The sequence below is a fragment of the Halorussus sp. AFM4 genome (assembly GCF_051194995.1).
GTDB lineage: Archaea > Halobacteriota > Halobacteria > Halobacteriales > Haladaptataceae > Halorussus.
In genome coordinates this window covers 1,471,173-1,483,503 of record NZ_JBNTJT010000001.1, presented here as the reverse complement: position 1 = coordinate 1,483,503, position 12,331 = coordinate 1,471,173, and the positions used below count along the sequence as shown (strand labels likewise).

Genomic DNA, 12,331 nt, shown 5'->3' with positions numbered 1-12,331 from the left:
AGTTAATCCCGCCGACCCTCAAGATGGGTTGTTGAATGGTGTCACTCCCGTTACCCGCGGCCACGTCGCTCGGTGCCGCCCCGATGGCGCAGGTGTTCGGTGTCACGCTCACCGAGTGGCAGATCACGCTGATAGGAGCCGCGGCCATCGTCGTGCTCATCGCGCTGTCCGGGTTCTTCTCGTCGTCGGAGATCGCGATGTTCTCGCTCGCGAAGCACCGCGTCGACGCCCTTCTGGAGGACGGCGTGCCGGGCGCCGAAGCGGTCGCCGAGCTCAAGTCCGATCCACACCGCCTGCTGGTGACGATCCTGGTCGGTAACAACATCGTCAACATCGCGATGTCCTCGATCGCGACCGGCGTGCTCGCGATGCACCTCGGCCAGGGCGAGGCGGTCGCGGTCGCCACCTTCGGCATCACGGCGCTCGTCCTGCTGTTCGGCGAGAGCGCCCCCAAGTCCTACGCGGTCGAGAACACCGAGTCGTGGGCGCTCCGCATCGCCAGGCCCCTGAAGTACTCCGAGTACGCCCTGCTCCCGCTCGTCGTCACGTTCGACTACCTGACCCGGCTGGTCAACAAGGTCACCGGCGGGCGGTCGGCCATCGAGACGTCGTACGTGACCCGCGACGAGATCCAGGACATGATCGAGACCGGCGAGCGCGAGGGCGTCATCGAGGAGGACGAGCGCGAGATGCTCCAGCGCATCTTCCGGTTCAACAACACCATCGCCAAGGAGGTGATGACCCCGCGGCTCGACATGACGGCGGTGCCCAAGACCGCGGACGTCGAGGAGGCCATCGAGACGCTGGTCCAGAGCGGCCACGAGCGGGTCCCCGTCTACGAGGGGAGCCTCGACAACGTCATCGGCGTCATCCACATCCGCGACCTGGTCCGCGAGCACACCTACGGCGAGCACAACGACCTCGAACTCGAGGACGTCATCCAGCCGACCCTCCACGTCCCCGAGAGCAAGAACGTCGACGAGCTGCTGACCGAGATGCGCGAGAACCGGATGCAGATGGTCATCGTCATCGACGAGTTCGGCACCACCGAGGGGCTCGTGACGATGGAGGACATGGTCGAGGAGATCGTCGGCGACATCCTCGAGGGCGAGGAGGAAGAGCCCATCGAGTACGTCGACGACGAGACCATCATCGTCCGGGGCGAGCTCAACATCGACGAGGTCAACGAGGCGCTCGACATCGACCTCCCCGAGGGCGAGGAGTTCGAGACCATCGCGGGCTTCATCTTCAACCGCGCGGGCCGGCTGGTCGAGGAGGGCGAGACCATCACCTACGACGGGGTGCGGCTCCACGTCGAACAGGTCGAGAACACCCGCATCATGAAGGCCCGCGTGACCAAGCTCGACGAGCAGGAGCGCGCCGAGGCCGAGGACGCGACCGAGGGCGGCGTCGAGGTCGGCGAGGGCGTCGAGACCGAGTCCGACTGACGGCCGGCCCCACTCGGCCCTCGCAGTCGGACGTCACCTTCTGCCTCCTTCTCCGTCGGACCCCGACTCGGACTACAGCGACTCGATGAGCGTGAACGCCCCGTACGCCACGCCGGTCGCCAGCACGAGCGACCCGATCCACGCCAGCACCGTGTACCCCATCTTCTCGCGGCTCACGCCGCCCTCGCCGGCGGCGTAGCCGCTGCCGACGATGGCGCTGACGATGATCTCGTTGAACGACACCGGGATGCCGAAGAACACCGCGACCTGCGCGATGGCGAACGACGGGATGAGCGCCGCGATCGACCGGCGCGGGCCCAGCGCCGAGTAGTCCTGCGCCAGCGCCTTGATCATCCGGGGCGCGCCGGTCCACGACCCGGCGAGCAGGCCGAGGCCGCCGCCGACCAGCACCGGCACCAGCGGGATGTCGAACGGGTCGAGCAGCGGGACCAGCGGGCCGATGGCCAGCCCGACCTGCGACCCGCCGGCCGAGAACGCGACCAGGCTCCCGAGCGCGAGCAGGAAGTGGCGCTGGCCCGCCTCCAGGTCGCGGTGGACGTCCCACGCCAGCAGACCGGCGAGGGCGACCGCGATGGCGAGCGAGACGGCGACGCGACCGGTCTCGACCCCCGCGATCGAGGGCAGCGACAGCGCCGCCGCGGCGGTCTCGGCGACCGACTGGCTGACGTCGGGCGGCCCGAGCGCGACGAACTTGATGTTGGCCAGGATGAGCCCGACCAGCCCGGCCAGCACCGGGTTGACCACCTTCTCGGAGGTCCGCTCGGAGCGCAGCAGCCTCGCGGTGGTGTAGGCGATGGAGCTGCCGACGAACGGCGTCAGCACCCACAGCGACGCGATCTGGCGGTACTTCGCCCACGCCGGGTCGCCGCCCATCGCCAGGCCGACGCCGACGATGGCGCCGGTCACGGTGAACGCGGTGGCGATGGGGTAGCCGGTGAACACGCCGATCGCGACCAGCACGGCCGCGACGAGCAGTCCGGTCGTGGCCGCGATCGCGGTCAGCTCGACCCCGTCGATGAGCGCGGTACCGACCGCCTCCGAGACGTTCGCGCCCTGGAGCACCGCGCCGAGAAATCCCAGTAGGCCGACGAAGAACCCGGCGCGCATCACCGAGATGGCGTTCGCGCCGACCGCGGGCGCGAACGGGGTCGACCCCGACGACCCCGCGCCGATGGCCCACGCCATGAAGAGGCTGGCGACGGCTGCGATCACCAACGTCACGACGCCACTCCCAACCATATGGGTGAACGTGTTACCGACGGTAGAATAGTGTACCGGCTTCGAGGTCGTCGATTCCCGGTATCGTCACCTCGCGGGGCACGGATCGAGCGGGGTCGCGGAGGACGAACCGGGCCGGTTCGCGGGTCGTCCCCGCGCTCAGGTCGTCTTCGAGTGGGGCTCCTCGGGTTCGCGGGGCGGCTCGACGCCCTCGGCGGCCTCCGCGGTGTCGGTGCGCTTCTCGGTGGCGACGTGCCAGCGGGTGACCTCGTCCTCGTACTCGGCCAGCCGCTCGCTGACCTGCTCCTTGAGGTCGTCGTCGTTGATGTTGACCTCGAAGACGAACTCCTCCTCGCCGTCGCCTCGACCGACCTGCTGGACGTTGGCGCTGATGAGGTCGTTGTCGAAGTAGTAGGGCGCCAGCCGGGTCATCACCTTCTGGTAGACGGTGTCCTCGACCTTCCGGAGCGCCTTCCGGCTCGCGGAGTCGGCCGCGCGGGCGACGTAGCTCACCGAGTCCTGCCACTTGTCGACCGCCTCGTCGGTCTTCTCGTCCTCCAGCTTCTCGTAGGACTCGCTGATCTTCTCGCCCGCGGTCTTGAGGTCGTCGTCGGGCGCCTTGCCCTTCTTCTCGCCCTCGCCCTCGCCGACCGAGGCCTGCTCGGCGGTCTTCTCCGAGACGTCCTCGCCGAGCCGCTCGTGGTGCTTTGGCCGCCACTCGTCCCACTCCTCGTAGGCGTCGCCGGACGCGTCGGCCTCGCGGAGTGCCTCGGTGATGCGCTCGCCGTGTTCGACGATGTCGCCCCACGTGCCGCGGAGCTTGAAGCCCGAAACGCTCTCTTCCATTCTGGTCGGCGACCGTAAGGCGCGGGCGGATTTATCTTTTGTCCCTGGCCGGGTCGCCCGGTACCGAGTGCCGGCGTCGGGGTGCGCCGCCGGTCGGCCGCGGTGAGCGCCGACGCGACGCCGCGGCGACGAACCTGTCGGCGAACCGGAGGCTTTATGCTGTCAGCCGGCGGTAACTTTCCCGAATGTCGAACCCACAGCGCGCGCTCGTCGCCCTCCTCCTGGCCGTTCTCGTCGTCCTGGCGGGCTGTTCCGGCGGCGGGACCGACCCCGCGACCGATACCGCCGCGCCCGACGCGACCGCGACGACCGACGGGAGCGACGGGCCTTCCACCGTCGAGTCGGCGAACGCCACGGCGGTCAAGCGCGACGCCCTCTCGGCGATGGCCGACGTGGAGACGTACCGCATCGACGCCCGCATCGTCACCGTCGTCTCGTCGAACAACGTCGAGCGCCGGACGGTCACCAACTCGACCGGCGCGGTCGACCGCGCCGAGCGCGAGCTCCGGATCGACCGGACCGCGCGGGTGGCCGGCCGGTCGAGCAGCGTCTCGACCTACGTGGTCGACCGGACGCTCTACCAGCGCAGTCCGCAGTTCACGCGGGCGTTCTCCTCGAAGTGGATACAGCGCAACATCTCGGCGAACTTCTCCCAGCGGTGGTCGGCGCTCGACACGCTCACCCGCCAGCGCGAGCTCCTGAACATCTCGGACGTCGAGCTGGTCGGCCGGGAGACGGTCGACGGCACCGAGACCTACGTCCTGCGGGCCACGCCCGACCCCGAGCGGTACGCCGAGCTCTCGGCCGACGTGACGAACCGCCGGGTCGGGGAGGTGCGGAACGTCTCGGTCACCTACTGGCTCGCGACGGACACGTACCGCCCGGTCAAATCCAACACCACGATCGACTCCACCGTCTCGGTGCGCGGCCGGGAGATGGACCTCCACCAGGAGCTGACCCTCCGGCTCTCGGGCTACGGCGACGACGTGTCGATCCGGCTCCCGCCGGCCGCGGAGACCGCGGTCTCGCTCGGCGACCGGCTGAACGCGACGACCACGACGAGCGACGAGGCGACCTCGACCGGCGAGCGGACGACCGACGGCCGGACTGCGACCACGACCACGACCGCCTGACATGACCCCGTCCGCTCCGACCGGCGCGGCGCTGCTCGCCGCCGCGCTGCTCGTCGTCGCCGGCTGCACCGCCCCGACGAGCGTCCGGGAGGAGCGGCGCGGCGTCGCCGACCGGACCACCGCTGCGTCGCCGGTCGCCACCGGCGAGCCCCCAACCGCGTCGGGATCGCCCGGCGAGACGACCGCGGCGACTGTAACGACGACCGCCGCGTCAGGCGGAACTGGCGCCGACGACCGCTCCATCGAGGCCCGGGGCGCGCCGCTCCCGGTGAACCAGACCCGGGTCTTCGCCCGCGTCCAGCGCGTCCTCGGCACGAACGTCACCCGGCCGGCGTACGTGTACGTGGCGGGTGACCGGTTCGGCAACGGCACCGCGGGCGGCGATGCGACCACGGGAGACGACAACGAGACCGCAGAGGACGACAACGAGACCGCGGACGACGATCCGACCGTCGGCCGCGGCCCTTCGCTCCAGCTCTACCGGTTCTGGCAGCTCCTCGGGGTCGAGTCCGAGCCGACGCTCGACCGGTCCGAGCGCCGCCGGCTCCCCAACGGCGTCACCACCCTGTTCGGCGGCATCCGGCTGTACCCGCCAGCCGACTCCGACGCGTCGTCGATGGAGTGGGTGCTGGCCCACGAGTACGTCCACTACGTCCAGTTCAAGAACCGGCGGAGCGCCCAGCTCCGGCGGGCGCTTCCGGGGGCCACCACGGACCACCGCTTCGCGGTCCGGAGCGTGCTGGAGGGCGCGGCGGTGTACGCGACCGACGCGTATCTCCGGCGCTACGTCCCGGGCGACCGGCTCAACTCCGAGTTCTACACCGAGTACGACCGCCGGCTCGCGCCTGGGAGCCGCCAGCGGTACGCGAACCTCCGGTACATCGCCGGGCACCGCTACGTCGCGAGCCGGGTCGACTCGCCCGCCCGGCTGGCGGCGGTGTACGAGCGGCCGCCCCGGACGAGCGAGCAGGTGCTCCACGGCCACCCGCCGGGCGCCGAGCCCGCCCGGTCGATGCCCGTCTCGGTGGACGCGACCGGCTCGGCCTGGCGGCGGGCCGGGACCGATACGCTGGGCGAGGCGTTCGTCCGCGTCGCGCTCCGGAACGGGCTGAACGAGTCGCGGGCGCGGCGCGGGGCCGCCGGCTGGGGCAACGACACGCTGTACACGTTCCGGCGCGCGTCCGGCAACGCGAGCTACGCCTGGGTGCTCCGGTGGGACGTCCCCGCGAACGCCAGCGAGTTCGCCGCGGCGTTCGCGGCGTCGCTCGACGCCCGCGCACCGGCCGCGAACGGGACCTGGACGGTCGACGGCGCGACGATGGACGTCCGGTCGCCCGGCGGGGCGTGGACGGTCGTGCTCGCGGGGTCCGAGGGCTTCGTGGCCGGGACGGAACTGTCGGTAGCGACGGGGAACCTGACCGTGGCGGTGGCCGAGGACTGAGTCCGGTTCGGACCGCCGGTCAGCGGCCGTACGTGAGCCGGGTCGCCGCCTCGTCGAGCCGGCGCTTGAGCCGACCGAGCCAGATCTGGGGCTTGCTCACCTTCCGCAGCTCGGACTCGGGCACTTCGATGCGCGCCCCGTCGAAGGGGTCGCGACCGGTCGATTCGCCGTCCTCCGTCGTCATCGAGACCACGCTGGTCATCGAGCACCGGCCGCACGCCTCGGTTCGCTGGTCGTCCATGAGTGTCTCTTGCACGACCGTTGGGCGCCTCGGCTCTTAAGGTTTCGGCGGTCGCGGTTCCCGCTCCGCGGTCGCCGCGGACGTTCTTCCCGCCGTCCGAGGGTATTTAAACTCCTGCGAACTGTGGTCACACATGGGATACCACGTCATCGACCCGTCGTCAGTCGAACCGACGTCCGACCGGCCGTGCGTCCAGCGGGCGGTCGGCGACGAGGCCGGCCTGGAGAACGCCGCGGTCAACCTCTACGAGGTCGAGCCCGGCGAGCAGATCCCGCTGGCGTACCACTACCACGACGACCAGGAGGAGGTCTTCTACGTCGAGTCCGGCGAGCTCCGCGTCGAGACGCCCGAGGGCGAGAAGGTCGTCCCCGCGGGCCACCTGTTCGTCGTCGAGCCCGACAGCCCCCAGCGGGCGTTCGTCCCCGAGGACGCCGCCGAGCCGGTCCGGACGCTGGTCGTCGGCGCGCCCTCGGTCGACGACGTCCACGCCTACGACCCCGAGTCCGGGGACGCCGACGCATGAGCGACGCGACGTCGGACCCCGACGGACCGGCCGACGCCGAGGGCGAGTCGCCCGACGCCTCGTCGACAGGCCCGTCCGCGCCCGCCGACGAGGTAGCCGATGCGCGCGACGGCGACGACGCCGGGCCTGACGTGCCCGACTGGGACGACGAGTACGTCGACCGGGTGAGCGACCGCCTGATGTACAACTACGACCTCGAGAAGGACCGGACGGTCCGGGGCGAACGGTTCACCCTCTACGGTCGGCTCGACGTCCACAGCGAGAAGCACTTCCTCCACCCCTCGCTGTCGTTCGGCCACCACGACGTCCGGGAGCACCTGTTCGTCCGCCGCACCGAGACCCCGTCCGTCGAGGCGGCCGAACGCCTGGTCGAACTCGGACACGAGCTCGCCGACGAGTGGATCGAGGCCGACGAGGAGCACTACAGCACCGACTTCACGTTCGTGCTCGTCGCGCCCACGATCCCCGACCCGCTCCGGGCGTTCGTCTCGGAGTTCCGGGACCGGACGATGATCAAGTACGGCTACTACGGGCACTACGAGATAAACCTGGTCGCGGTCGCTCCCGACGAGGACGACATCGTCGCCAGCAGCGAGGCCAGCGTCGAGGAGGCGTTCCGCCTGTGGGAACCGATCGAAAAAGACGAACCGGGACTGCTCAGACTGATCGCTCGGCGGTTCCAGATCTAGCCGTCGGTCGCGCTAGTCGTCGGTCACCTCCCCGCCGTCGGCCGCGACCGCCTCGCCGCTCCTGGCGCGCTTGATGTTGGTGTAGCCCATCCTGACCAGCGACACGGCCATGTAGACCAGCACCAGCGCGATGGCGATCTGGAGCACGGTGGCGACGACGTCCAGCGTTCCGTGCTGAGCCATCCACTCCGCGTTGAGGAGCTTGTTGTTGAGGTTCTGCCAGAACGCGAGGTAGAGCAGCGCCAGCGTCGTCATGGTGAACATGATGGCCATCGGGACGCCCGTGCTGAGCAGTTGCTTGCTGTCGTCCCAGTTGGCCAGCCAGAGCGTCGCGACCAGCAGCGCCAGCGCGGCCAGCGTCTGGTTCGCGCCGCCGAACAGCGGCCAGAGGTCGGCCCAGCTCCCCGTCGCGACCAGCACGTACGCCGGCGCGATCTGGATGGCCGACGCGGCGTACCGGTTGGCGGCCGTCCGCTCGAGCGACGACTCCGGCGTGCCGACGATCTCCTCCATCATGTACCGGCCGAGGCGGACCGCGGTGTCCGTGCTCGTGAGCAGGAAGCTCACAAGCACGAGCCCCATGAACGTCGCGGCGATCGTCTCGCCGATACCGAAGGCGGTGTTGATCACGATGCCGCCGCCCGCCGCGAAGTTCGGCAGCGCGAGCCCGATACCGCCGCCGGCGGGCGTCTGGGCGGCCAGCGACACCGTCACCAGCGCGACGGTCGCCAGCAGCCCCTCGCCCAGCATGCCGCCGTAGCCGATGAGGCGGGCGTCGGTCTCCTTGTCCAACTGCTTGGCGGTCGTCCCCGAGGAGACCAGCGAGTGGAAGCCGGAGATGGTGCCGCACGCGATGGTGACGAACAGGATCGGGAACAGCGGCGCGGTGGTGAAGTCCGGATCGCCGAAGAAGCCCTTGTACGCCGCCATCTGGATCTCGAACGTCTCGCCCGCGCCGGTGAGGGTGCCGACGATGACGCCCAGCAGGACCGCGCCGACGCCCGTGTACAGCAGGCTCGACGTGAGGAAGTCCCGGGGCTGGAGCAGCACCCACACCGGGAGCACGCTCGCGATGAACCCGTAGATCATCACGACCGGGATCCACATCGCGAGGTTCCCGCTACCCAGCACCGCCGGGAGCGGGCTGCTGTTCAGCAGGACGATGGTGCCCTCCGGGTAGGGGGCGAATCCGCCAGCGCTGGGGGTCAGCGCGATGGGGAACTCGACGCCGACCCACACGCCCGCGAACACCGCGGCGACGAACGCGACCGTCCCCGGCAGGAAGGGGAGGTCGAGCTGGTACAAGTAGACGCCGAACACCAGCGCGAGCAGGATGTACACCGTGCTCGCCGTCGCCGTCTGCGGATACGCGGTGAACACCAGCGCGACCACCAGCGCGAACACCGCCACCACGAGGATGATGGTGAGGAACGCGAACCACAGGATCATGCTCTTGCCGCGTTCGCCCACGTACTCGCCGATGATGTACCCGATCGACTTGCCCTCGTGGCGGACGCTCGAGGTCAGCGACATGAAGTCGTGGACGCTCCCGAACAGCGGGTTCCCGATGGCGACCCACAGGAACGCGGGGACCCACCCCCACCAGACCGCCGCGGTTATCGGCCCGACGATGGGCGCGCCGCCCGCAATACTCGAATAGTGATGCCCCAGCAACACCGGCTTCTTCGACGGAACGTACTCCTGTCCGTCGTCGTATTTATGCGCCGGCGTGGTTCGATTCTCGTCCAGTTCGACGAACTGCGAGAGGTACCGGGAGTAGCCCAGATACCCCGCGCTGAACAGTACGAGCACCGCGACCACCAGCCAGATCACCTGTACCATGGTAAGTCACCTCATTCCAGTTGAAGGGAGAACATCGACTTAAAGATTGTTCCTTTCTTTTCTTATAATGGAAATTTGTTACCGGCGCCACGGTCGATGCGGACGGTACTTCTCCCCGGTATCGCTTAGGAAAGATAAGAAATATTACGTTAACGACCGCTTGAATACCTTTTGGCTTCGAACGGTGGCGGACCGCGCTCAGAGGTGGGGCTCGGGGGTGACGTCGATCGCCAGCTCGTCGGCGACCTCGGCCAGCAGGTCGCCCTTCACCTCCTCGACCCGCTGGACGATGCGGGCCACCACCGGTTCGTCGAACTCCGTCTCGATGCGCCGGATGCGCTCCTGTTCGGTCCGGTGGCGCTCCCGGAGGTACGTCGCGCCGGTCCCCGCCTCGCCCTCGTCGGGTTCGGGGGCGATCTTGTTGACGACCAGCCCCGCCACCGCGAGGTCGTACTCCGTCAGGTCCTCGACGGCGCGACGGGTCTCCCGGATCGAGAGTTCGTCGGGGTTGAGCACCAGGAAGAACGTGGCGTCGTCGCGCAGCGTCTCGCCGGCGAACTCGAACATCTCCTTGCGCTCGACCAGCCGCGCGATGATCGGGTCCTGCTCTATCTTCTGGCGCGGGTCGCGACCGCCGATGGCCGCCTTCTCGTAGAGGTCGATGCTCTGCTCGCGCTTCTCGAGCAGCCGGTCGATCCAGCTCTCGAGGAAGCCCGGCAGCGAGAGCAACCGGAGCGTCCCGCCGGTCGGCGAGGTGTCGAACACCACGCGGTCGTACTCCTCGGCGTTCCGCATCACGTCGATGAACCGGTCGAACAGCGCCGCCTCGTGGGCGCCGGGGGTCCGGTGGGCCAGCTCTATCTGGCGGTCGATCTCGTTGACGATGGCCGGGCTCACCTGGTCGCTCATCGTCCGCTTTATCTCCATCATGTGGCGCTCGACCTCCTCGTCGGGGTCGAGCTCCATCGCCCAGAGGTTCTCGTACCCCTCGACCGCCTTCGGGTCGTCGCCGAACTGCTGGTCGAACACGTCGGAGGTGCTGTGGGCCGGGTCGGTCGAGACCACCAGGGTCCTCTGGCCGGCTCGGGCGCACTTGAGCCCGTACGCGCACGAGACGGTGGTCTTGCCGACGCCGCCCTTGCCGCCGAAGAAGACGAACTTGCTCATGTTAGAAGTGGTACTGGTGGCCCTTGCGCTCGAGCATCGACTCGCGGTCCCACATCCGGCGCTCCCAGTGCTGGAACTCCTCGCCGAGGTACGGCAGCAGCTCGGCCGTGTAGTACGAGACCGGGCTCGGAATGCCGAACGCGTCGGAGAAGCACGCGAACATGAAGGCGTCCTCGGTGTCCTCGGCCTCCTGCTCGATGAGCTCGTAGGCCGGGTGCTCTACCATCCCGTGGTAGAGCCCGTGGAGCCACTCCTCGAGTCGTTCGCGGTACGTCTCGATTCGGTCGGCAAGTGTCATCAGTCGTCACACAGTCGTCCCGCCGATAAAAGGCTGCCGACCCGCCGCACGCCGGCCGGCGCTCCGTCGGGTCGCCGAGTCGAACGGCGCTCGTCTCGCGCGCAGCGCCGGCGACCGGTCTCGACCTCGCCTTGTGGCGCCCTCTCCCCGTGGCGCCCCGGCTATCCGGGGAACAACCACGGGCGGGTCGACGCGCCGGATGTATGCCCCGGTAACCGACACGATATGCGAAGAAATCCGTCGTTGCCTCCGCCCGTCAGCACGCGCACCCCGTCGAGGACGGCGACCGCTCGAACTCCATCTCGTCGCCGCACTCCGGGCAGGTCGGGGCGTCATCGCCAGCGACCTCCACGTCCCGGATGCGCTCGTCGCAGTCGTGACACCAGTACGCGCCCTTCGACCGCTCGGCCGCACCGTCCCCGCGGTCGGCCGACTCGGTGGAGGCCCGCAGCATCTCCTTGGCCGTGCCAATAATGCCCATGGTGTTGGATCACTCGCCGCCGCAATAAAACTCCCCGTCCGTCGTGCGAGTCGGACGCACGACCGCTCGCCCGGTCACGTCGCCGGACGTGGGGAACCGCGCTCCGCCGTCCCGAGGCTCCTCGACGACCCGGGACTCCGCCCTCCTCGTACTTCGGCCGTCCTCACACGTCCTCCGCGAGCGCGTCGAGCGCCCGGCGGAGCTCCCCGCGGCGCTTCCACGCGGCGACGCGGTCCGAGAGCGCCGGAACGGGCAGTCCCAGGCTCACCGTCGACCGCATCGTCACCCTGCTCCCCTCGTCGGCGGCGTCGACCGCGACCTCGGTCTCCATCGCGTCGAAGGGCCCCTCCTCGCCGCGCTGGCGGTAGTACAGGCCGTCCTCCCGCTCCTCGAAGTCGAGCCGCATCGTCAGCCCCCTGGCCCCCGCGGTCACGGTCCAGCCGTCGTCGGTCGAGTCCACCTGCCGTACCTGGAAGCTCCCCTCGTAATCGACCACGGTCTCGGGCGTGAGCGCGCGCTTCACCACCGCGGGCGACGCGGGCACGAACGCCGAGACTTCGACTTCGCGCATCGTCGGCCCTACGCACGACGGCAAGAAAGGGTTACGGTCGGCCGGCCCCCGCTACCTCGGGAGGTGCGGACCGAGCAGCGGAAGCGACAGGAGCGCGAGCACCCCGGCGGCGACGAGTGCGCCGAGCACGAGCCGCCGGAGCCGGAGGTGCGCGGGCACCTCGACGCGGAGGTCCGGCCGGGCGGTCCAGACGAGCCGGTAGTAGGCGTACCAGGCGAACGCGAGGAACACCATCGTCGTGTAGCCGAGCGCGCCCCCCAGCTCCGCGCCGAACTCCATCAGGTAGATGGGGCCGTAGCTGTAGCAGAACAGGAACCCCATCGCCGCCACCACGATAAACGGAACCGGGTCGACCGGGATCCCGCGGCTGTTCTCCGGGCGCATGGACGTAGGGGTACGGTCCGCGTCCCTT

Annotated in this window: 14 protein-coding genes; 5 read left to right on the top strand and 9 right to left on the bottom strand. The window is 69.5% G+C overall.

The annotated features are described in order from the left end of the window. Positions 1-83: 83 nt before the first annotated feature. The gene (locus tag ACQUQF_RS07760) at positions 84-1,448 is read left to right on the top strand and encodes a hemolysin family protein (protein WP_435177626.1); all 1,365 of its coding nucleotides are present in this window, start codon (positions 84-86) and stop codon (positions 1,446-1,448) included. A gap of 72 nt (positions 1,449-1,520) precedes the next feature. Here the strand turns inward: ACQUQF_RS07760 and ACQUQF_RS07755 are convergent, their stop codons facing one another. Both ACQUQF_RS07755 and ACQUQF_RS07750 read right to left on the bottom strand, forming a co-directional pair. Beyond that, positions 1,521-2,708 carry an anion permease gene (locus ACQUQF_RS07755; RefSeq protein WP_435177411.1) on the bottom strand — a complete coding sequence of 396 codons (1,188 nt, stop codon included), beginning with the start codon at positions 2,706-2,708 and terminating at the stop codon, positions 1,521-1,523. Positions 2,709-2,846: 138 nt separating this feature from the next. Next, complete coding sequence (locus ACQUQF_RS07750) at positions 2,847-3,533, bottom strand: DUF5828 family protein (protein ID WP_435177409.1); 687 nt, start codon at positions 3,531-3,533, stop codon at positions 2,847-2,849. Between the two features lie 185 nt (positions 3,534-3,718). Between ACQUQF_RS07750 and ACQUQF_RS07745 the strand changes: the two genes are divergently transcribed. Together ACQUQF_RS07745 and ACQUQF_RS07740 are read left to right on the top strand one after the other, a co-directional pair. Continuing rightward, entirely contained in the window at positions 3,719-4,666 is a 948-nt protein-coding gene (locus ACQUQF_RS07745; RefSeq protein ID WP_435177407.1) for a DUF7537 family lipoprotein, read from the top strand. 1 nt (position 4,667) lies between these two features. Beyond that, entirely contained in the window at positions 4,668-6,107 is a 1,440-nt protein-coding gene (locus tag ACQUQF_RS07740; protein WP_435177405.1) for a hypothetical protein, read from the top strand. A gap of 19 nt (positions 6,108-6,126) precedes the next feature. Here ACQUQF_RS07740 and ACQUQF_RS07735 read toward each other — a convergent pair whose 3' ends face one another. After that, complete coding sequence (locus ACQUQF_RS07735; RefSeq protein WP_435177403.1) at positions 6,127-6,363, bottom strand: hypothetical protein; 237 nt, start codon at positions 6,361-6,363, stop codon at positions 6,127-6,129. Positions 6,364-6,481: 118 nt separating this feature from the next. Here ACQUQF_RS07735 and ACQUQF_RS07730 point away from each other — a divergent pair, with 118 nt between their 5' ends. Next, positions 6,482-6,871 (top strand): cupin domain-containing protein, encoded by a 390-nt coding sequence (locus ACQUQF_RS07730; protein ID WP_435177401.1) that lies wholly within the window; start codon positions 6,482-6,484, stop codon positions 6,869-6,871. Beyond that, a complete protein-coding gene (locus ACQUQF_RS07725) occupies positions 6,868-7,560 on the top strand; it encodes a hypothetical protein (RefSeq protein WP_435177399.1) in 693 nt (230 codons plus the stop codon). Before ACQUQF_RS07730 ends, ACQUQF_RS07725 begins: the two co-directional genes overlap by 4 nt. A 12-nt stretch (positions 7,561-7,572) precedes the next feature. Here ACQUQF_RS07725 and ACQUQF_RS07720 read toward each other — a convergent pair whose 3' ends face one another. The 6 genes from ACQUQF_RS07720 to ACQUQF_RS07695 form a co-directional block, all read right to left on the bottom strand. Next, positions 7,573-9,402, bottom strand: a complete 1,830-nt coding sequence (locus ACQUQF_RS07720) for a carbon starvation CstA family protein (protein WP_435177397.1) — start codon at positions 9,400-9,402, stop codon at positions 7,573-7,575. Between the two features lie 198 nt (positions 9,403-9,600). Beyond that, positions 9,601-10,569, bottom strand: coding sequence for an ArsA family ATPase (locus tag ACQUQF_RS07715; RefSeq protein WP_435177395.1), 969 nt, complete (start codon positions 10,567-10,569; stop codon positions 9,601-9,603). Between the two features lies 1 nt (position 10,570). Further along, positions 10,571-10,867 (bottom strand): hypothetical protein, encoded by a 297-nt coding sequence (locus tag ACQUQF_RS07710; protein WP_435177393.1) that lies wholly within the window; start codon positions 10,865-10,867, stop codon positions 10,571-10,573. Between the two features lie 256 nt (positions 10,868-11,123). Continuing rightward, positions 11,124-11,348, bottom strand: coding sequence for a zinc-ribbon domain-containing protein (locus ACQUQF_RS07705; protein ID WP_435177391.1), 225 nt, complete (start codon positions 11,346-11,348; stop codon positions 11,124-11,126). Between the two features lie 163 nt (positions 11,349-11,511). After that, positions 11,512-11,919, bottom strand: coding sequence for an SRPBCC family protein (locus ACQUQF_RS07700; RefSeq protein ID WP_435177389.1), 408 nt, complete (start codon positions 11,917-11,919; stop codon positions 11,512-11,514). A 51-nt stretch (positions 11,920-11,970) separates the two neighbouring features. Beyond that, a complete protein-coding gene (locus tag ACQUQF_RS07695) occupies positions 11,971-12,303 on the bottom strand; it encodes a hypothetical protein (protein ID WP_435177387.1) in 333 nt (110 codons plus the stop codon). Positions 12,304-12,331 lie beyond the last annotated feature (28 nt).

Coding starts and splice junctions, on each gene's coding strand:
- ACQUQF_RS07760 (WP_435177626.1), top strand. CDS start 84: ATGGCGCAGGTGTTCGGTGTCACGCTCACCGAGTGGCAGATCACGCTG.
- ACQUQF_RS07755 (WP_435177411.1), bottom strand. CDS start 2,708: ATGGTTGGGAGTGGCGTCGTGACGTTGGTGATCGCAGCCGTCGCCAGC.
- ACQUQF_RS07750 (WP_435177409.1), bottom strand. CDS start 3,533: ATGGAAGAGAGCGTTTCGGGCTTCAAGCTCCGCGGCACGTGGGGCGAC.
- ACQUQF_RS07745 (WP_435177407.1), top strand. CDS start 3,719: ATGTCGAACCCACAGCGCGCGCTCGTCGCCCTCCTCCTGGCCGTTCTC.
- ACQUQF_RS07740 (WP_435177405.1), top strand. CDS start 4,668: ATGACCCCGTCCGCTCCGACCGGCGCGGCGCTGCTCGCCGCCGCGCTG.
- ACQUQF_RS07730 (WP_435177401.1), top strand. CDS start 6,482: ATGGGATACCACGTCATCGACCCGTCGTCAGTCGAACCGACGTCCGAC.
- ACQUQF_RS07725 (WP_435177399.1), top strand. CDS start 6,868: ATGAGCGACGCGACGTCGGACCCCGACGGACCGGCCGACGCCGAGGGC.
- ACQUQF_RS07720 (WP_435177397.1), bottom strand. CDS start 9,402: ATGGTACAGGTGATCTGGCTGGTGGTCGCGGTGCTCGTACTGTTCAGC.
- ACQUQF_RS07715 (WP_435177395.1), bottom strand. CDS start 10,569: ATGAGCAAGTTCGTCTTCTTCGGCGGCAAGGGCGGCGTCGGCAAGACC.
- ACQUQF_RS07710 (WP_435177393.1), bottom strand. CDS start 10,867: ATGACACTTGCCGACCGAATCGAGACGTACCGCGAACGACTCGAGGAG.
- ACQUQF_RS07705 (WP_435177391.1), bottom strand. CDS start 11,348: ATGGGCATTATTGGCACGGCCAAGGAGATGCTGCGGGCCTCCACCGAG.
- ACQUQF_RS07700 (WP_435177389.1), bottom strand. CDS start 11,919: ATGCGCGAAGTCGAAGTCTCGGCGTTCGTGCCCGCGTCGCCCGCGGTG.
- ACQUQF_RS07695 (WP_435177387.1), bottom strand. CDS start 12,303: ATGCGCCCGGAGAACAGCCGCGGGATCCCGGTCGACCCGGTTCCGTTT.